At 68.4% G+C, this 17,840-nt stretch carries 15 protein-coding genes; 13 read left to right on the top strand and 2 right to left on the bottom strand.

Annotated features, from left to right (window positions below):
• Positions 1-218 precede the first annotated feature (218 nt).
• Positions 219-2,462, bottom strand: a complete 2,244-nt coding sequence (locus QSJ97_RS08310) for a DUF4214 domain-containing protein (RefSeq protein WP_285671248.1) — start codon at positions 2,460-2,462, stop codon at positions 219-221.
• Between the two features lie 238 nt (positions 2,463-2,700).
• Positions 2,701-3,753: a LysR substrate-binding domain-containing protein gene (locus tag QSJ97_RS08305; RefSeq protein WP_285671247.1), complete on the bottom strand. Its 1,053-nt coding sequence runs from the start codon at positions 3,751-3,753 to the stop codon at positions 2,701-2,703.
• 20 nt (positions 3,754-3,773) lie between these two features.
• On the opposite strand from QSJ97_RS08305, the gene QSJ97_RS08300 reads away from it, so the two are divergent.
• The 13 genes from QSJ97_RS08300 (at position 3,774) to QSJ97_RS08240 (ending at position 17,519) form a co-directional block, all read left to right on the top strand.
• Positions 3,774-5,360 carry an ABC transporter substrate-binding protein gene (locus tag QSJ97_RS08300; protein WP_285671246.1) on the top strand — a complete coding sequence of 529 codons (1,587 nt, stop codon included), beginning with the start codon at positions 3,774-3,776 and terminating at the stop codon, positions 5,358-5,360.
• Positions 5,361-5,425: 65 nt separating this feature from the next.
• Complete coding sequence (locus tag QSJ97_RS08295) at positions 5,426-6,967, top strand: M81 family metallopeptidase (protein WP_285671245.1); 1,542 nt, start codon at positions 5,426-5,428, stop codon at positions 6,965-6,967.
• A complete protein-coding gene (locus QSJ97_RS08290) occupies positions 6,964-7,968 on the top strand; it encodes an ABC transporter permease (protein WP_285671244.1) in 1,005 nt (334 codons plus the stop codon). The genes QSJ97_RS08295 and QSJ97_RS08290 overlap by 4 nt, the downstream gene beginning before the upstream one ends.
• Complete coding sequence (locus tag QSJ97_RS08285; protein ID WP_285671243.1) at positions 7,965-8,915, top strand: ABC transporter permease; 951 nt, start codon at positions 7,965-7,967, stop codon at positions 8,913-8,915. The genes QSJ97_RS08290 and QSJ97_RS08285 overlap by 4 nt, the downstream gene beginning before the upstream one ends.
• Positions 8,912-9,901 (top strand): ABC transporter ATP-binding protein, encoded by a 990-nt coding sequence (locus tag QSJ97_RS08280; RefSeq protein WP_285671242.1) that lies wholly within the window; start codon positions 8,912-8,914, stop codon positions 9,899-9,901. Before QSJ97_RS08285 ends, QSJ97_RS08280 begins: the two co-directional genes overlap by 4 nt.
• Positions 9,898-10,923 carry an ABC transporter ATP-binding protein gene (locus QSJ97_RS08275; protein ID WP_285671240.1) on the top strand — a complete coding sequence of 342 codons (1,026 nt, stop codon included), beginning with the start codon at positions 9,898-9,900 and terminating at the stop codon, positions 10,921-10,923. The genes QSJ97_RS08280 and QSJ97_RS08275 overlap by 4 nt, the downstream gene beginning before the upstream one ends.
• A 934-nt stretch (positions 10,924-11,857) precedes the next feature.
• Positions 11,858-12,499 carry a hypothetical protein gene (locus tag QSJ97_RS08270; protein WP_285671239.1) on the top strand — a complete coding sequence of 214 codons (642 nt, stop codon included), beginning with the start codon at positions 11,858-11,860 and terminating at the stop codon, positions 12,497-12,499.
• Entirely contained in the window at positions 12,496-13,335 is an 840-nt protein-coding gene (locus tag QSJ97_RS08265; protein ID WP_285671238.1) for a CsgG/HfaB family protein, read from the top strand. The genes QSJ97_RS08270 and QSJ97_RS08265 overlap by 4 nt, the downstream gene beginning before the upstream one ends.
• Positions 13,328-14,041 carry a hypothetical protein gene (locus tag QSJ97_RS08260; RefSeq protein ID WP_285671237.1) on the top strand — a complete coding sequence of 238 codons (714 nt, stop codon included), beginning with the start codon at positions 13,328-13,330 and terminating at the stop codon, positions 14,039-14,041. The genes QSJ97_RS08265 and QSJ97_RS08260 overlap by 8 nt, the downstream gene beginning before the upstream one ends.
• 98 nt (positions 14,042-14,139) lie before the next feature.
• Complete coding sequence (locus tag QSJ97_RS08255) at positions 14,140-14,865, top strand: hypothetical protein (RefSeq protein WP_285671236.1); 726 nt, start codon at positions 14,140-14,142, stop codon at positions 14,863-14,865.
• A 70-nt stretch (positions 14,866-14,935) separates the two neighbouring features.
• On the top strand, positions 14,936-15,760 hold the full coding sequence (locus tag QSJ97_RS08250) for a hypothetical protein (protein ID WP_285671235.1): 825 nt from the start codon (positions 14,936-14,938) through the stop codon (positions 15,758-15,760).
• 182 nt (positions 15,761-15,942) lie between these two features.
• A complete protein-coding gene (locus QSJ97_RS08245; RefSeq protein ID WP_285671234.1) occupies positions 15,943-16,365 on the top strand; it encodes an ATP-binding protein in 423 nt (140 codons plus the stop codon).
• A gap of 323 nt (positions 16,366-16,688) precedes the next feature.
• Positions 16,689-17,519: a THxN family PEP-CTERM protein gene (locus tag QSJ97_RS08240; RefSeq protein WP_285671233.1), complete on the top strand. Its 831-nt coding sequence runs from the start codon at positions 16,689-16,691 to the stop codon at positions 17,517-17,519.
• The last annotated feature ends 321 nt before the right edge of the window (positions 17,520-17,840 follow it).

Below are 17,840 nucleotides of genomic sequence, written 5' to 3'. Positions count from 1 at the left end.
AGCTCCCCTCCAGGGCGATCAGGATTGCACGCCCATTGGGAGGGCTCGCTTGCGCGCGCCTATCGACCGGCGGACAACTGCCTCGCCGCTTTCAGGCTCGCGGCGATCCGCAGCTGGATCGCTTGGATACGAGCCCGCGCCGCAGGCAAGGCGGGACTATGCGGGCCCGTATCCGGGGTCCGCTGCCGCCGCTTGCCCGGCCGTTTCCGTGCCCCGCGTCAGATCACCCAGACGCCGTCGTCGTAGTTGTCGGCATTGAGCACGAGGTTCTCCGGGCTCTCCGAGAAGAACACCAGCATGTCGGCCCGTGTCGTGCCGGCATCGAAGGCGTTGATCCAGAACTCGCGCCCCGCCGCGTCGGCGGAGCGGCCGAGGACGTTGAGGAAGAGCGCGTCGATGAAGACCTCCGAGCTCGGCTCCGCGCCGCCGAAGAGGTTGAGGAACTCCTGTGCGTCGACGAAGGCCTTGGCGAGCTGATCGAGCGTGAAGCCGCCGTCGCGCGCGCCGTCCCAGAAGATCAGGCCGGCCTCGTCGGGCGCCCGGCCCAGCGACGCGCCATAGAGGCGATAGGTCTGCTGCAGCGTCGCGTCGTTGTCGAGATCGTAGAGATAGGTGCCGTCGGTCAGCGCCACCCGCTCGATGGAGAGGAGCGTGTCGACCTCGCCGTTCTCGAGCCGCACCTTCACCCGGCCGGTCGCGTCCAGCGTCTCCTCGACCCCGCCGCGCTCGAGATCGTAGACCATGGTGTCGGAACCGGCGTTGCCGCGCACCAGGTCGTCTCCGAAGACGCCGGACAGGACGTCGTCCGCGAGCGTGCCGATGATCGGCGCGTTGCTGCCCGCCGAGACGGTCTCGGTGCTGGTCTGCTCGAGGCTCACGGTCCCGAGGGAGACGACGGTGGCGCCGCCGTCGGAGACCTGGACAAGCTGGCCGGACACATCGAGGTCGGCGGTCGCGATCACCGAGCCGTCCGCCCGCGAACCCTGGAAGAAGAACACGCTGTCGAAGGTCTCGGTGCCCTCGGTCGAGGCGACGATCCGGAAGGGCTCGCCCTCTGGCAGGTCGAAGCTGATCGTGTCGCCCGCCGTGACATCGGTGGCGATGAGGTCGAACTCGATCTCGCCGGCATCCGCATTGTCCTCGATATAGGCGACGCCCGAGCCCCGCTGGATGCCGATTGCCGCGATCGGCCCGCCGCTGAGCAGGGTGTCGAAACCCAGGAACAGCCGGTGCAGCTGGTAGACGGTTTCGGAGTCGTAGCTGCCCGGCATGACACCGTCGGCCTCGATCGCCGCGGCGCCCTCGTTCGCGACGAACCGGCGGAGATGATAGGTGGGGTTGTGCGTGACGCCCTGATCGACTGCGACGGCCGGATCGTCGACTGGCGGCTCGAGCACCGCGGTCACGCCGTTGTGGAAGACCGGCGCCGCGGTGAAGGTGTAGTCCATCACCTCGCTGCCGCCAAACGGCACCGGGTTGACATGGCGCAGGCCGAAACCGTGGCCGAGCTCGTGCGCCGTGACGGCGGCGATATACGCCGCGCTGTCCGTCGTCTGGTCCATGAAGACCGCGACGATATCGTTGCCCTTCTTGTTGAACCGGTCGACACCCTCGAAGGCCTCGCCGAGGGACCGGTCGTCGGCCACGCCGTCCTGGTTCAGATCGACATTGCCGAGGCTGGGCGAGAAACGGATGGTGTGGAAATCGCCCTCCGCGGGCCGCTCCTGAACCACCTCGACATTGACGCCCGAGCGGTTGAACACCGCCTGGAGGTTCGCGACGAGCTCGTTCCGGAAGGTGGCGTCGAAGCTGCCGAGCGGCTCGGTGCCCTCGCGGCTGGCATAGAATTGCCTTGCCGGCACCGTCTCGTCGATTTCCGTCGTCTCCGGGTCGTCCGCGACCGCGGTGGTCGTGTCGGTCACCAGATAGAAATCGCGCGGGATCGGCGTATCGAAGTCCAGAAAGACCTTCGCGGCGAAATCGACGCTGCCCGGCAGGCCCTGGACGTTGACCACATCGAAGCCGGGCGAGCCGCCGAAGCTGTCGTTGCCGGTGATGCGCACGGCGACGACGGGCGCGTCGAGCCCGAGCGTGCCGAGATCGAAGGCCGTCGTCTCCGCATCGTTGGCGATGCTGAGGATCAGGAAGTTGACCCCGTCGGTGCTGACCTCGATCAGCGCGGTCTCCCCGCCGGCCCCGCTCTCCTGGATGAAGAGGTCGTCGCCCGGCCCGTCGACGATTCCCGCGCCCTCGAAGCCCACGGTGATCGAGGCGCCCCGCGGCAGCGAGACGAAATCGACCGGGCCGTTCTCGGCGTCCGGACCCAGCACGTTGCTGAGCGGCACGCTGACCGGGAAGGTTCCGGGAAAGAGCCCGCCATAGGGCTGCTGCGGCAGGTCGCCATCCGTCGACGCGGTATAGTCAAGTACAACGCTGGCAAAGATTTTTCCGTCGTTTTCCATTACGCACCCTCACGTAAAATGACCCCAGAAATGGGCGTACAGCGTTTGATCTCATCCTGAAAGTGTTAATCGAAAAAACTTAAAAATGATCTTTCAATCCACGGGCAGCTGCCGGCGGGGCACTCCACGGGCGCGCTGCCGCGAGCGCCGGGACCGGGCGGCAACCTGCCGACCCGGCGAAACCTCGGCCCTGCAACGGGAGGATGGCGGGCCGCGAGCATCACGATGGAAGTAGGGGTCAGGGACCGCAGTCGCGCGCCTTCTCCTCCATGGCCTGCTTGAACATGCTGACGAAGCGGCGTGCGGTCATGGTGAGGGGGCGAAACCGCGGGTAGATCAGCCGGGGCCGGATCGGAATGACCGGGCGGACCGGCCGGGCAACCACGTTCGGCGAGGTGTGGTTGTAGAGCAGGTATGGCTCGACGATGGCGATCCCGGCGCCGCTCTCGACCATCGCGCAGATGGTGGTCGAGGCGCCGGCCTCGATCTGCGGATTGTAGTCCAGCCCCGCCTCGCTGAAGGTCTTGGCGATGCGCTCGCCATAGGGGGACTTGATGAAATACGAGACGATGACGTGCTGGAGCATGTCCTCCAGTTCGACATGGGACCGCTCCGCCAGCGGGTGATCCGGGCGCATGATGCAGACCGACGCGCACTCGAAGAGATCCTCCGACTTGTTGGTCGGCATTTCGGTGGAATCGCCGAGAAGGCCGATATCCACATGGCCGTCATTCACCTGATCGACGATCCTGAGCGAAGGCAGCACATCGACCGCGATGCGGACGGTCGGGTGCCGGCGCTGGAACTCCGTCACCACCGAGGGCAGAAAGACATTGGCCAGCGTCGGCAGCGCGGCGATCGAGATCCGGCCGGCCACCGTGTCGCGCAGGTCGCCGGCGAGGCGGTCGAAGGCCTCCGCCGCGCCCATCACCTTCTCCAGCTCCGCCATCAGCAGCGTCGCCTCCGGGGTCGGGTACAGCCGCCCCTTGATCCGCTCGAAGAGGCGGAGCCCGAGCTGCTCCTCGGTCTGGCGCAGCAGCTTGCTCACGCCGGGCTGCGACAGGTTGAGCTTCCTCGCGACGCTGGTGGCCGTGTCGCTGGTCATCAATTCCCGCAGGACGGCCAGTTGTCTGAAGCTGAGATCCAAGCCCGCACCCCATAACCGATCGTTTGGTTCGCATGAGAAGATAGAAATTTTATTTCGGAGTCCACTCTGACAGCCTCCTCTCCAGGCGACTGACCCGGGAGCCGCGGCAGGAGATCGCCGTTCGCGGGCCAGCCACGCCGCCATGTCGAGAGATGGAGGTATCGATGCAGTGGATGCGAACGACCGGGCTGAGCGCCCTTGCAGTTGCCGGATGCCTGATCGCGGCGCCCGCAAGTTCCGAGACGCTGCGTTTCGCGGCGAGCGGCGATGCCGCGTCGCTCGATCCCTATGCCTATTACACGACCTTCACCAGCGGCTTCCTGCAGAATGTCTACGAGCCGCTGGTGCGCTATGACGAGACGCTGAACTTCGAGCCGGCACTGGCGGTCGAATGGGAGCGCACCTCCCCGACAACCTGGCGTTTCAGGCTGCGCGAGGGGGTGACCTTTCACAACGGCAATCCGTTCACCGCCGACGATGTCGTCGCGTCGCTGAACCGGGCGCGTGCCGAGAACTCTCCCTATATCGTCGCGACCTCGGCGATCAGCGATGTCGAGAAGATCGACGATCACACCGTCGATATCCATCTCGACGGGCCCTATCCCGTGCTGCTGAACGATCTTGCCGGTGTCCTCATCCTAGACAGGGAGTGGATGGAGGCCAACGACACCCTGCGCCCGGTGAACCCCAGCAAGGGTGAGGAGAGCTACGCCACCACCAATGCCAACGGTACCGGCCCGTTCATGATCGAAAGCCGCAGGCCGGATGCCGAGACGGTCTTCGTCGTCAATCCCGGCTGGTGGGACGAGCCCGAGCACAATCTGGACAGGATCGTCTTCACGCCGATAAAGTCCGCTGCCACGCGCGTCGCCGCGCTGCTGTCCGGCGAGGTCGACCTGATCATGGAAGCGCCGCTGCATGACCTGGCGCGGATCGAACGGACCGAGGGCCTGAAGGTCCTGTCGGGCAAGGATCTGCGGGTGATGTTCCTCGGGCTCAACCAGGGCGCGGCGGAGCTCAACGCGAGCACGGTCAAGGGCAGGAACCCGCTCTCCGATGTGCGGGTCCGGCAGGCGATCTACCAGGCGATCGATATCGATGCCCTGAACCAGAAGGTGCTCCGGGGGCTCGCGACACCGACGGGCATTCTGGTGGCGGAGGAAATCCAGGGCTACGACGCCGAACTCGCGCCCCGGGCCGCCGCCCATGATGCGGATGCCGCACGGGCGCTGCTGGCCGAGGCGGGCTATCCCGATGGCTTCGATGTCGGCATGGACTGCCCCAACGACCGCTATGTGAACCCGGACCAGGTCTGTCAGGCCATCGCGGCCATGCTGGCGAAGATCGGCGTCGACGTGAACTACACCTCGTCGACCAAGAGCATCTACTACAAGAAGATGCTGTCCGGCGGTGCCGACATCTACCTGTTCGGCTGGGCATCGACGCCCCAGCTCGATGCCTATGCCCTGCTGAACTCGGTGATGCACAGCAAGGACGGCTCCAAGCGCGGCAAGTGGAACCCCGGCGGCTATCACAATGCCCGGCTCGACGAGCTGGTCGAGCAGATCCAGGTCGAGATCGACATGGACAAGCGGCAGGAGATGATCTCGGAGGCGTTCCGGCTGCACAAGAACGACTACGGCACCATCGCCCTCTATCGCCAGCCGCTGACCTGGGCTGCGAAGCAGGAGATCGATGCGCTGCAACTGGCGGACAACAAGATCCGCCTGTGGTGGATCACCAAGAACTGAGATCCATCGGAACCGCGGGGCGCCGGCTGGCGACCCGCGGCCACGCATGCCTTCCCGGAGCAATCATGGTTGCCAGAAAGATACTCGTGGCCTGCATCAGCCACGAGACGAATACCTTCTCGCCGGTGCCAACCCCGCTCTCCGCCTTTGCCGGCCCCCGCGGGCTCCTGCGGGGCGACGCCGCCAGGACCGCCTTCCGCGACACCGGCACCGCAACGGGCGGATTGATCGCGCTGGCCGAGCGCAGCGGCGCCGATGTCTCCGTGCCGTTGATCGCCAGATGCGCGCCGAGCGCGGCGGTCGAGGACGATGCCTTCGAGGCGCTTGCGGGCGAGCTCTGTTCGGCGGTCGCGGCGGCGCGCGAGGCGGGTGAATGCGATGCGCTGTTTCTCGAGCTGCATGGCGCGATGGTCACCCGGTCCCACGAGGATGGCGAGGGGGAGATACTCCGGCGCCTGCGCGCCGCGGCGCCTGATCTTCCCATCGCCCTCAGCCTCGACTTCCACGGCAATGTCACCGCGGAGATGGTCCGGTCGGTCACCTCCGTGGTCGCCTACAAGACCTTCCCGCATCTCGACATGCGGGATTGCGGCATGCGGACCGGGCAGATCACGCTCGATGCCATGGCAGGCAGGATCGACCCCGTAACGGTCTGGGGCAATGTTCCGCTCCTCACGCATCTGCAGAGGATGAACACCTCGGAGCCGCCGCTCGCCGGTCTCATCGCCCTCGCACGCGAGGCCGAGGCCGAGCCGGGCGTGCTCGCCGTCAGCGTGCTGCCGGGCTTTCCCCTGGCCGACACGCGCGAGGCCGGGATGAGCTGCATCGTGATGACCGACGGGGATGCCGTCCGCGCCGCCGCGATCCGCGACCGGATCCTCGGCGAGGCCTGGTCGCAGCGCGCGGAGTTTGCGGTCCGGCCGGTGCCGCTGGCCGAGTCGGTGGCCGATGCCGCGGGTCTCCCGGGGCGGCCGTGGCTGCTGCTGGACGTCGCCGATACCTGCAATTCCGGCGGCACGCTCGACTCGATGTCGCTGCTGCGCGAGATCCGCCGCCAAGGGCTGCGGAACGTCGCGGCGGCGCCGGTCTGCGATCGCGCTGCCGTGCAGGAGATGTTGGCGGCCGGGCAGGGGGCCGAGCTGGAGGTGGCCCTTGGCGGCAAGATGCAGGCGCCCTCGGTCCCCTTCGCCAATGAGCCGCTGGTCCTGCGCGGCAGGGTGGCAGCCATGCATGACGGCGAGATCACGGTGACCGGGCCGGTCTTTACCGGAACCAGGCTCAATCCGGGGCCGACCGTGCTCTTCGAGTCCGGGGACCTGCAGATCGTGGTTACAAGCAACCGCATCGAGCCCTACGATGAAGGCATATTCCGCTGTGTCGGGCTCGACCCCCGAGAGAAGGACTTCATCGTGCTCAAGTCGCGCATGCAGTGCAAGCCGGCCTTCCTGCCCTTCTGCGCCGGGCATGTCGATTGCAACGGCATCGGGGTGACGACGTCCGACTATGGCGCCTTCGACTATCGCCGCCTGCGCCGGCCGATCTTCCCGCTCGACGACGATGCGGACTGGGCACCGGCCGGGGCCGCCGGCCTGACGGCCGCGACATGACCCGCCTTCTGCCGTTCATGCTGTACCGGCTCGGGCAGGGCGTGCTGGTGATGCTGGTGGTCGCCTTCATCTCGTTCTCGCTCTTCACCCATGTCGGCGATCCCATCAACAACATGCTGGGCGAGGAGGTGGACGAGACCTATCGCGAGCAGCTGCGCGAGGATCTCGGCCTCAACGATCCGGTTCCCGTCCGCTTCATCCGCTTTGTCGGGAATGCGGTGCAGGGGGAATTCGGCGTCTCCTACAGGAACTCGATCCCGGTGGCGCAGCTCTTCGGCGAGCGGCTGCCGGCGACGCTCGAGCTGGTCTTCGCCGCGGCGGTGATCGCGCTGGCGCTCGGTATCCCGGCGGGGGTCTATGCCGCGATCCATCGCAGCCGTCCATCGGCCCAGGTCATCCAGATCCTGTCGCTGATCGGCATATCCCTGCCGACCTTCGTCACCGGCATCCTGCTGATCTATGTCTTCTCGATCAGCCTCGATCTGCTGCCGTCCTTCGGTCGCGGAGAGGTCGTGGATCTCGGCTGGTGGAGCACCGGGTTCCTGACCGCGAGCGGGCTGAAGGCGCTGGTTCTTCCGGCCGTGACGCTGGCGCTCTTCCAGCTCACGCTGATCATGCGTCTGGTTCGCTCGGAAATGCTCGAGGTGCTCCGCACCGACTACATCCGCTTTGCGCGCGCCCGCGGGCTTCCGGACCGGCTGATCCATTTCCGCCATGCCGTGCGCAACACGCTGGTGCCCGTCATCACCATCACCGGGCTGCAGATCGGCTCGCTGGTGGCCTTCGCCATCATCACCGAGACGGTGTTCCAGTGGCCGGGCATGGGCCTGCTCTTCATCCAGGCGGTGCAGTTCGTCGATATCCCGGTGATGTCGGCCTATCTGGTGCTGATCGCGTTCTTCTTCGTCGTCATCAATTTCATCGTCGACATTCTCTATCATGCCGTCGATCCGCGGCTCTCGGGAACGCTGTCCGATGGTAGCGGGAAGGGGATGCCATGACCTCGCAGCACCCGGCAGGGCAGGCGCGGAGACTGCTGCGGCCAGTGGCGCGTCTCTGGCAGAGCGATCTGGTCTGGAGCTTTCGCAACACCCCCTATGCCGTGGTGTCGCTGGCGCTGGTGCTGGCGATCGCGGTGACGGCGCTGTGCGCGCACTGGGTGGCGCCGCATGATCCGTTCGACCTGGCCAGCTTCAACATTCTCGACAGCGAGCTGCCGCCCGCCTGGGTCGAGGGCGGCAGCCCGGAGTTCATCCTCGGCACCGACACGCAGGGGCGCGATGTCCTCTCCCTGATCATCTACGGCGCGCGGCTTTCGCTGCTGGTCGGGCTTGCCAGCGTCGTCTTCGGCCTGGTGCTGGGGGTCGGGCTCGGGCTGCTCAGCGGCTATGTCGGTGGCTGGGTCGATGCGCTGGTGATGCGCACGGCGGATGTTAAGCTGAGCTTTCCCGCCATCCTCGTCGCCCTGCTGGTGAACGGCGTCGCGCGCGGCTTCCTGCCGCCGGAGATGCACGGGCAGATCGCGATCCCGGTGCTGATCTTCTCGATCGGCATGTCGGGCTGGGTCCACTACGCGCGGACGGTGCGCGGCATCGTCATGGTCGAGCGACGGAAGGAATACGTCCTCGCCGCGCAGATCGTCGGCCGGAAGGGCTGGGAGGTCGCGCTCCTGCATGTCCTGCCGAACACGATGAGCCCGGTCACGGTCATCGCCACCATCAACCTCGCCACCGCCATCCTGCTGGAGGCGACATTGTCCTTCCTCGGTGTGGGGGTTCCGCCGACCGAGCCGTCGCTCGGCACGCTGATCAAGGTGGGCAGCGAGTACATGTTCTCCGGCATCTGGTGGGTGACGGCATTCCCCTCGCTGCTGCTGGTCGTGCTCGTGCTGGCGGTCAACCTGCTCGGCGACTGGCTGCGCGACGCGCTGAACCCGAACCTGCAATGAGCACGCAACACACGGAGGATGAGCCGTTGCTCGAGGTCCGCGACATCCATGTGGAGGTCGAGATACGCCGCCGGCGCCTCAAGGTGATCGACGGGGTCAGCCTGTCGCTGGCAAGGGGCGAGACGCTCGGCATCGTCGGCGAGTCCGGTGCCGGCAAGTCGATGCTGGGCAATGCCATCGCCGGCATGCTGGAGCCGCCGCTCCACATCGCGGGCGGCAGCGTCACGCTCGAGGGCAGGCGGATCGACGATCTCAAGGGCGAGGAGCTGCGCGCGGTCCGCGGGCGGCGCATCGGCATGGTGTTCCAGGACCCGCTGACCAGCCTCAATCCGCTGTTCTCGATCGGCGATCAGCTTGTCGAGACGATCACCACGCGGCTCGGCATCGGCCGTGCGGAGGCGCGCAGGCGGGCGATTGCGCTGCTCGAAGCGACCGGGCTGCCGGACCCGGCGGAACGTCTCGGTCACTATCCGCACCAGTTCTCCGGCGGCATGCGCCAGCGCGTCGTCCTGGCGCTGGCCCTCTGCCTCGATCCGGTGCTGGTGATCGCGGACGAGCCGACCACGGCACTCGACGTTTCGGTGCAGGCACAGATCATCCGGCTGCTCGACCGGCTCTGCCGCGAACATGGCAGCGCGGTGATCCTGATCACCCACGACATGGGCGTGATCGCCGAGGCGACGGAACGGGTCGCCGTGATGTATGCGGGGAGGATCGTCGAGATCGGCCCGACGGAGCGCGTGATCCGCGCGCCGCGGCATCCCTATACCCGCGGCCTCATGGCGTCGATCCCGCCCATCGACCGGCGGCCCGACAGGCTTGCCCAGATCGCGGGGAGCATGCCCAGGATCGGCACGGTCCTTCCCGGCTGCCCGTTCAGCCCGCGCTGTCCCTCCGCCGTGGCGCGCTGCCACGAGGCGATCCCGGCGCTGGCCGGCGGGAACGGGCATCTGGCCGCCTGCTGGCTCGACGAGGCCGCGTCATGAGCGCCGACCGCCAGGCCCCTGCGGAACGCCCGTTGCTCGAGATGCGCGATGTCGCGCGCTTCTTCGATGTCTCGCCGCCCTGGTACCAGCGCCTGTTCGGCGGCGGAAGCCGGCGCGTCCTGCGGGCGGTGGACGGGGTCGATCTGGATCTGCCGCGGGGCCGCACGCTCAGCCTTGTCGGCGAGTCGGGCTGCGGCAAGTCCACCCTCGCGCGGCTCGCGGTCGGTCTCTACCCGCTGTCGCGCGGCAGCATCCGCTTCGACGGCATGGAGATGTCGGTCAGGGACGGCTCGTTTGCGGAGCGCCGCACGCGCCGGCGCATCCAGATGATCTTTCAGGACCCCTTCGCCAGCCTCAACCCGCGCTGGCGCGTCGCCCGCATCATCGGCGAGCCGATCCGGGTGCACGAGCCCGGGACCGGGGAGGCCGAGCGGCGGTCGCGCGTGCGCGAGCTGCTGGAGATGGTCGGCCTCGACGCCGATGCGGCGGCCCGGTATCCGCACCAGTTCTCCGGCGGCCAGCGCCAGCGCATCTCGATCGCCCGGGCTCTCGCGGCACGGCCGGATCTGCTGATCTGCGACGAGCCGACCTCGGCCCTCGATGTCTCGGTGCAGGCGCAGATCCTCAACCTGATGCGGGAACTGCAGGAAGAGCTGGGGCTGACCTATCTCTTCATCAGCCACGATCTTTCCGCCGTCCGGTTCATCTCCGACTATGTCGGGGTGATGTATCTCGGCCGGCTGGTCGAGTGGGGCGAGGCGGAAACGCTGTTCCGCAATCCCCGCCACCCCTACACGCGCAAGCTGCTGGAATCGGTGCCAAACCTCGCCGAGCCGGGCCGGGCACGCACGCCGATCGCGGGCGAGGTGCCAAGCCCGCTTTCGCCTCCCCCCGGCTGCCATTTCAATCCGCGCTGCCCGCTGGCCATGGCCAAATGCCGAACCGACACCCCGGGCATGGTCCGGACAGGTCCGGGCGGCGTGAGATGCTTCGCGGTGGAGGAGGAGACCGCGACGGCGTGAGCCCTGTCGCGACCTGGGCATGGCCGGTTCCCGCCCGATCGCGGCGGCCCGCCGGTTCCGGATCGCGAGGCATGTCCGCCTTCCCGAAGAGCTGCGGCGCAGATTGCTAGGGAGCTCGGATTGTCCCGCCCCACTTGGGCGGGTCATCCGGCGACTGGAGGATCGACGAACGCGACAGGTCTGCCGGGGTCGCCGCGAGGCCGAGCCGGCTCGAGCGCCTGCATGGCCGGGGGGTGTCTGTTACCGGCGCGGTGCGCTGGAGTGGCCGGGCATTCACCGTTCGTGCGGGCGTGGGAGAGGCCCTCGGCTCGTCCGGGAGGATGATCGTGCCGTCCTGGCGCAGGGCGGCTAGGGCCGCAGACGGTTCCGCGTCCGATACCGCGGCTGCGAGCGTCGGCTCGCCCCGGCCACGCGCCGGCACCATGCCGCGGCGAGCGCGCCGTCGCCGGCCATGCCTTCAGTACGTTCGAGATGATTGACGGCACCACCGGCGAGGCGCGCCAGGCGCATCGTCTCATCGGCGTGCTCGACCCATCGACCCACACCCATGTCGGCGAGTTGGCCCCAGGGCCTGTGTCCATGTCCCGTAGGTGAAGCGGACCTGTGTGAAGCCCGCCGCGGATCACGCCAGCACGGCCGGGCAACGTGGATGTCTCCCTCGATCCACCGCTTCCCGGGGACGATCACGCGTCGGCTCTGTGGCCGAGCCGATCGGCTCTGGAATGGCGGGCGATGCCAGGGGGATCCGCTCCGCTCACGGAGAGAGCGCCGGTCGAAACTGCTCTCGAAATGAGAGGGCGGCCCCGGGTGCGCAGTCCAGTGCGTCGGCAGTGCAAAATTTTTATCAAATTAAATCATCAGTTTATGGGGATTCTGGCTCTCTGGCCCCGTGGTGGCACGCAACCTGCTCTCTCCGGTCCAATGGCTGCTGCGAGTGGCCGAGACCGATGAAGTGCCAGGGGGCCAACAGGAGATGTTTACGATGTTGATCGAGCGGCCAATGCCGATGCCAGCCGTCAGCGAATGCCTCATTCTCGTCGAGTTCGGCGAGATTGCGCAGCTGTTCCGGATGCGCCGCACCATGCGCCGTCGGGTTCTGCTGAGCATGGTGCACCGGATGGCGCAGGGCGAGGGCCGCCGGCTGGTGCTGGCGCCGGTTGCCGCCGACACGCCGCTCGAGCGCTATCTCATGTGCCAGCCGGAACTCGGCGCTGCGGCCGCGCATCACGCGATGCTCGACCTGCGCGCCATGCTCGAGGAGGAGGGCGTCGAGCCTTCCCGCATCGCGGTGCTGGCTAGCACCCGTGTGCTGCATGCCGCCGAAGCGATCGGCTTCGCTGCCGTCCGCAATCCGGGCCAGCCGCTGCTCGTGCTGCGCCCCGGCGGCGGCTACGAGTTCACCTATGAGCATGCGATGATGCTGCTCTCCGAAACCGGCCGGCCCGGAGGCGCAGCCAGTTTCGAGGAGGTGCTGCAGGCCGATCGCCGGCGCGGCGCGGCCATCGCCGGCCGCGGGCTGGCGCCGCGCAGGCCCTGCCCGCTGCGGGCCGCGACTGCCGCGGGGGCTTGCGCATGAGCCTCCTTCGCAAGGTCACCCGCCTCGCGGTCACCGCGGCGACGGCGGCGCTGCTCGCCGGCTGCGCATCGGGCCCGGACGGGCATGTCACGCCGATCAGCGGCGCACCCGTGACCGACAACGACACGCCCTATTCGTCCTGCCTCTCGGGCATCGCGGCGTTCCCCGGCAACAACCTGCCGACGCTCGCGGTGGGCGATATCCGCGACAAGACCGGCCAGCTCTCGCAGAACTCCTATACCGAGAGCACGATGCTCACGCAGGGCGTCTCGGAGATGCTGATCAGCGCGCTCTACAAGTCGCGCAAGGTGAACATCGCCGAGCGGCTGGAACTGGCGATACCGCTCACCGAGAAGAAGCTGGCCGATCTCGGGGTCCTGGCCGGCCCTGCGCCAGCCTACCAGGCGACGCCGGTCAACTTCGTCGTGCTCGGCGCGCTGACCGAGCTCAACTACAACATTCTCAGCGACGGCGTGCGCCTGTTCGTGCGCGGCATCGGTGCCGGCTACCGTCGCGTGATCATCAATGTCGGTCTGGACCTGCGCGTGGTGAACGCGCGCACCTTCCGCACCGTCTATGTCACCAGCCTGCAGAAGCAGATCGTCGGCTACGAGGTCGAGGCCGGGATCTTCAGCTTCTTTGGCACCCAACTCGTGGAATTTGACGCCGGCGTTCTACAGAACGAGCCGCTCCAGGTCGGCGTCAGATCCGTGGTCGAGATGGCCGTCGTGCAGATCCTCACAGAGGGTTTCGGCCTCCCGACACCGGCAGAGTGCGACCTTGTCAGGGTCGGCCCCCGGAGCGGCTCCAGTGAAGAGGAAGAAGACAATGCATAGGATCAGCCTGAAGGCAAGCCTGCTCGCCGCCTCCGCGTTCGTCGGTCTCGGTGCTCCGGCCCTAGCCTTCGACACGGTGACCTGGAACTGGGACGCCGACGTGCAGACCCAGGTCACCCAGACCATCGACGTGACCGCCGAACTCGACGCCACCGGCCTCAACATGGTGGAGAACGAGCAGGTGTTCATCGGCACCGCGACCTCGACCAGCGACCTGAACACGATCACCGTGACCCCGGCGATCTCGCTCGACGGGCTCGGCACCGACGACCTCGCCCGCATCGAGAGCGCGGCGACCTCGGTGGGCAACAACGGCTCGATCGAGAGCGACGTGAAGACCGATGTCGACTCGAACCAGCTGACCGGCGGCACCGAGATCGTCGATCCGCTGACCGGGCTCGTCTCCGTCGGCACCCCGGCGGTGATCGCCGCGACCTCGACCGTGACCGCCATCACCAACGCCCAGGTCGACAGCTCGGCCACCGGCGTCGGCAACAACCTCACGATCGACGTGGCCGGCGGCGACGCCATCCTGGTCGGCAACAACGTGCAGACCGCCTATGCCGACATCACCGCGCTGTCGAGCGTGAGCGGCGTGACGGTCACCGACTACGCGGGCCTCGGCTCCCTTGCCGATCCGCTGGTCGGCTCCGCCGCGACCTCGGTCGGCAACAACCTCGACGTCTCCGTCAGCTCGGGCCTCTGATCCCGGCTGCCACCCGCAATTCCACGAACTGAAGCAACACGGCCCGGCTCGGCTCCCGAGCCCCACCGGCGCGACAGGCGCCCTGAAGGAACAAGACAATGATGAAATCGCACCTCAAATCCGCACTGCTGGCCTCCGCCGCGATCATGCTCGCCGCCCAGGCCCAGGCCTTCGACACGGTGGACTGGAACTGGGATGCCGACGTGCAGACCCAGGTCACCCAGACCATCGACGTGACCGCCGAACTCGACGCCACCGGCCTCGGCATGGTGGAGAACGAGCAGGTGTTCATCGGCTCCGCCTCCGCCTCGAGCGACGTGACGGCGCTCACCGTCACCCCCTCGGTGCCGCTCAACGGGCTCGGCACCGACGACCTCGCCCGCGTCGAGAGCGCCGGCACCGCGGTCGGCAACAACGGCTCGATCGAGAGCGACGTGAAGACCGATGTCGACTCGAGCCAGCTGACCGGCGGTGCCGAGATCGTCGATCCGCTGACCGGCCTCGTCTCCGTCGGCGCCCCGGCGGTGATCGCCGCGACCTCGACCGTGAGCGGCATCACCAATGCCCAGGTCGACAGCTCCGCGACCGGCGTCGGCAACAACCTGACGATCGACGTGACGCCCGGCACGGGGGATGCAATCCTCGTCGCCAACAACGTGCAGACGACCTATGCCGACATCGCCTCGGTCTCGAGCGTGAGCACCGTCACCGTCAGCGACTATTCCGGCCTCGGCGGCCTCTCCGATCCGCTGGTCGGCTCGGCCGCGACCGCGGTCGGCAACAACCTCGACGTGTCGGTCGCCGGCTCGACGGGCGGCTTCTGATCCTCGCAACCAGGAGGGAGCGGCATCGCCGCTCCCTCCGAAGGGCAACCTGACGCAATTGGAGGCTGAGATGAGATCCTGGCTGAACACTCGCACCGCGCTGGCCGCGCTGGCGCTGGCGCTGTCGGCCGATGCCGCGAGCGCCCAGATCGCGCATTCGCCGCTGGGCGCGCGGCCCTACGACTTCCGCGCCCGCTCGCCGCAGAGCACGCTGGTGCTGCAGGAGTCGCGGGATGCGCAGGAGCGGGCGGCAAGGAAGGGCGGCAACGGCATCGCCTCGGGCGTGGCGACCGCCTCGCCTTCGGTCGGCGACGGCACGGCAGACGAACCGGACGATGCCGACAGCGCCGGCGCCGATGGCGGGCTGAGCGGTGTCGGTGCGCTCGCCTCGACCTATGCGGTCGGCAACTGGACGCAGATCGACGTCTATGTCGGCGACAACTCCTCCGCCTATGTGATCAACACCTCGCCGCAGAACAGCTATGGCAGCCAGGCGTCCACCGCCAACATCGATTCGCAGAACGCCAACGGGGAGAATTCCAGCGTCTCCAACGGCGGCGACTGGGACGGGCAGGGCGCCGCCTGGCAGTTCGTCAACAACCAGGTGCGCCAGGCGCAGCCCGCCCCGTCGCTCCGGGGCGGCCATGGCGGCCATGGCGGCAATGGCGCATCCGACGGGCAGGGCGGGCCGGGGTCGCCGGCGGCGTTCGCGGCATGGGATCCGCTGGCCGAGCGCAAGGCGCGCGGCGCCCGGCAGGGTGCGGGCGCGCCGGCCGGTTCCGAACGCGCCGCACCGGCGCGGCAGGCCGGCTTCGGGCTGGAGCCGGCCCGCGCGACCGGCCCCTGGAACACCGGCGGCGCGATCCCCCATGACTGGGTGACCGAGCACGAGTAGGCCGCCAACGCCGTCTCGCGAGACGGGAACGCCTCCCGGCCCAAGGGAGGGGATCGGGAGAGGGCGGCGGCCGTGTCCGCCCGTCGCGGCTGCATCCGGCGCCAGCTCGCCGGTACTCGGCCGCGCCGCCGGAGTTCCAGGGGCCGCCGCCGCGCTGCCACCGCCGGCCCCGGATCAGAGAGGTGGCCGGCCGCCTGCGCCCCACATGCCGGCAGAAGCCGCCGTCTCATGCGCCTCGCCATCCTCGTCCCTCCGGCCCGGTTCAAGCTCCGCCGCCCGATCTGGGAGCAGAGCCGGTCACCGACCTCGACAGCATCACCGACACGGGGGTCGGGATCGGCGAGACGGGCCATCCGAAGCTGTTTCAGGACGTCGTGACGCTCGACGCTAGCTACCGCCGCGAGACCGGGGGCACCGGGCTCGGGCTTGCGGTGTCGCGGCGGATCGTCGGCGCGCTCGGCGGCGAGACGGGTGTCGATAGCGCCGTGGGGAGCCGCTTCCGGTTCCGGCTGCCGCTCCATCCCGCCGAGCCGGCCGGCAGCCACTTCGCTCCCGTCCCGCATCCACGCTGCACCTGGCCAGCACCCGGCTGCGCCGGCCGGTAGCACTCGGCCCGCACCTGCCTGCCACCAGCCGGCAGGCCCCGCCCCGATCCTGGCCTCCCCCGCGTCCACTGCAGACGCCTGCTCCCGGATCGGGAGCCGTTCCGGCAGGCGCTCCCGGGGCAAGACCATCCCCGCCCGCGCCGCCGCCGCGAGGCGCAGGCAGTCGAAGGCAAAACAACGCCAGATCAACAGGTTACGGGAGGCGCCCGGACCAACCCCTGCTGGCACGCTTTCTGCTGCTCCGGGCACAGGGCGCTCCCTCGCGCCGCAGCAGCTTGGCGAGCCCCGGAGCGGGGCGAGCCGACATTTCAGGAGTGCAGACCATGACCGTCCTTCGACCCCAACCTTTCCCGGATCGTGCCGGCCGCCCGGCCCGGCACGGCAGATCGCCCGAAGTCTCGCGGTCCATGGTCGCCATTGCGGTGGCCGTCGCGGCCCTGGCCGCCCTGCCGCAGACCGTGGATGCCGCGCAGCTGCGCATCGACTCGATCACCGGCATCTGGACCGATGCGGAGGGCGCCCCGGTCGATGGCCTGGGAACGACCAGGATCGACTGGGGCGTTCCGCTCACCGCGGCCGGCAGCAGTGCCTATGCCTTCGAGGGCGCCGCGCCGGCGGCCATCGGCCCCTTTGCGCCGGGCGAGACGTTCGATATCGGCACCTTCTTCCACTACAACTTCCCGATCGACGACCAGCTTCTGAACGGAGCGACACTCGACCTGGTGATCGCCGGGCGGGTGTTTCCGGAACCGGCGGCGACGGGTTCCGCATTCCTGGTGGAGCAGGCCCTTCGCTTCGATCATCAGGAGACCTTCAACCTCGACGATCCCTGCCCTGGCGGAACCGCCAACGGCATCGGCGCCAACGTTGCAGGATGCGCCGACATCGTGACCATCGGCACGGCCTTGCCCCGTTCGGAAGCCTTCGTGCGGGACGACCAGACCTTCCTGTTCTCCCTGACCGGGTTTGAAGGCGGAGAGGCCAGCTTCCTGACCTCGGAGGCGACGATCAACTCGGTTCCGCTGACGGCGAGCTTCCTCGTGGTCGAGGGCGCTGCCGACGTGCCGGTGCCGGCCTCGCTCCCGCTCCTCGCGAGCCTGATCGGCGCGCTGGGAAGCTTCGGCTGGCTCCGGAAGCGGGCGGCGCAAAGCTGATCTCCCGTCGAGGGCTGACCTCGCGGCCCTCGGTATGGCGCTCCGGCGTGCCTTCGCGGCGGCGCCGGGGGCGTTCGGGGTTGCCACAGGGGGAGGCCGCGCCGTGGGTCGAGGACAGTGGCGGCCGACACGCCAGTGGCAGCGGCCGGGACGATCGATGCGCAGCGGTTGTTCTGCTCTCCAGCCATCAGGCTGTGGCTTTCCCACGGCTCGGTGGCGCATGGGCTGCCGACCGCCGTCGCGGCCGCCTGCGGCGTGGGTGCGATACTGACCTGAGAAGATTGCCATGACGCCGCACCGGGTCGCGGTGCTGACGGGGCA

The organism is Paralimibaculum aggregatum, assembly GCF_030270585.1.
Classification (GTDB): domain Bacteria; phylum Pseudomonadota; class Alphaproteobacteria; order Rhodobacterales; family Rhodobacteraceae; genus Thermohalobaculum; species Thermohalobaculum aggregatum.
This window is presented reverse-complemented; position numbering and strand designations above follow the sequence as displayed.

Excerpts from the sequence above, each read along its gene's own strand:
- QSJ97_RS08295 (WP_285671245.1), top strand. The coding sequence starts at position 5,426 with ATGGTTGCCAGAAAGATACTCGTGGCCTGCATCAGCCACGAGACGAAT.
- QSJ97_RS08265 (WP_285671238.1), top strand. The coding sequence starts at position 12,496 with ATGAGCCTCCTTCGCAAGGTCACCCGCCTCGCGGTCACCGCGGCGACG.
- QSJ97_RS08250 (WP_285671235.1), top strand. The coding sequence starts at position 14,936 with ATGAGATCCTGGCTGAACACTCGCACCGCGCTGGCCGCGCTGGCGCTG.
- QSJ97_RS08290 (WP_285671244.1), top strand. The coding sequence starts at position 6,964 with ATGACCCGCCTTCTGCCGTTCATGCTGTACCGGCTCGGGCAGGGCGTG.
- QSJ97_RS08255 (WP_285671236.1), top strand. The coding sequence starts at position 14,140 with ATGATGAAATCGCACCTCAAATCCGCACTGCTGGCCTCCGCCGCGATC.
- QSJ97_RS08300 (WP_285671246.1), top strand. The coding sequence starts at position 3,774 with ATGCAGTGGATGCGAACGACCGGGCTGAGCGCCCTTGCAGTTGCCGGA.
- QSJ97_RS08280 (WP_285671242.1), top strand. The coding sequence starts at position 8,912 with ATGAGCACGCAACACACGGAGGATGAGCCGTTGCTCGAGGTCCGCGAC.
- QSJ97_RS08260 (WP_285671237.1), top strand. The coding sequence starts at position 13,328 with ATGCATAGGATCAGCCTGAAGGCAAGCCTGCTCGCCGCCTCCGCGTTC.
- QSJ97_RS08310 (WP_285671248.1), bottom strand. The coding sequence starts at position 2,462 with ATGGAAAACGACGGAAAAATCTTTGCCAGCGTTGTACTTGACTATACC.
- QSJ97_RS08305 (WP_285671247.1), bottom strand. The coding sequence starts at position 3,753 with ATGGCGGCGTGGCTGGCCCGCGAACGGCGATCTCCTGCCGCGGCTCCC.
- QSJ97_RS08285 (WP_285671243.1), top strand. The coding sequence starts at position 7,965 with ATGACCTCGCAGCACCCGGCAGGGCAGGCGCGGAGACTGCTGCGGCCA.
- QSJ97_RS08240 (WP_285671233.1), top strand. The coding sequence starts at position 16,689 with ATGACCGTCCTTCGACCCCAACCTTTCCCGGATCGTGCCGGCCGCCCG.
- QSJ97_RS08275 (WP_285671240.1), top strand. The coding sequence starts at position 9,898 with ATGAGCGCCGACCGCCAGGCCCCTGCGGAACGCCCGTTGCTCGAGATG.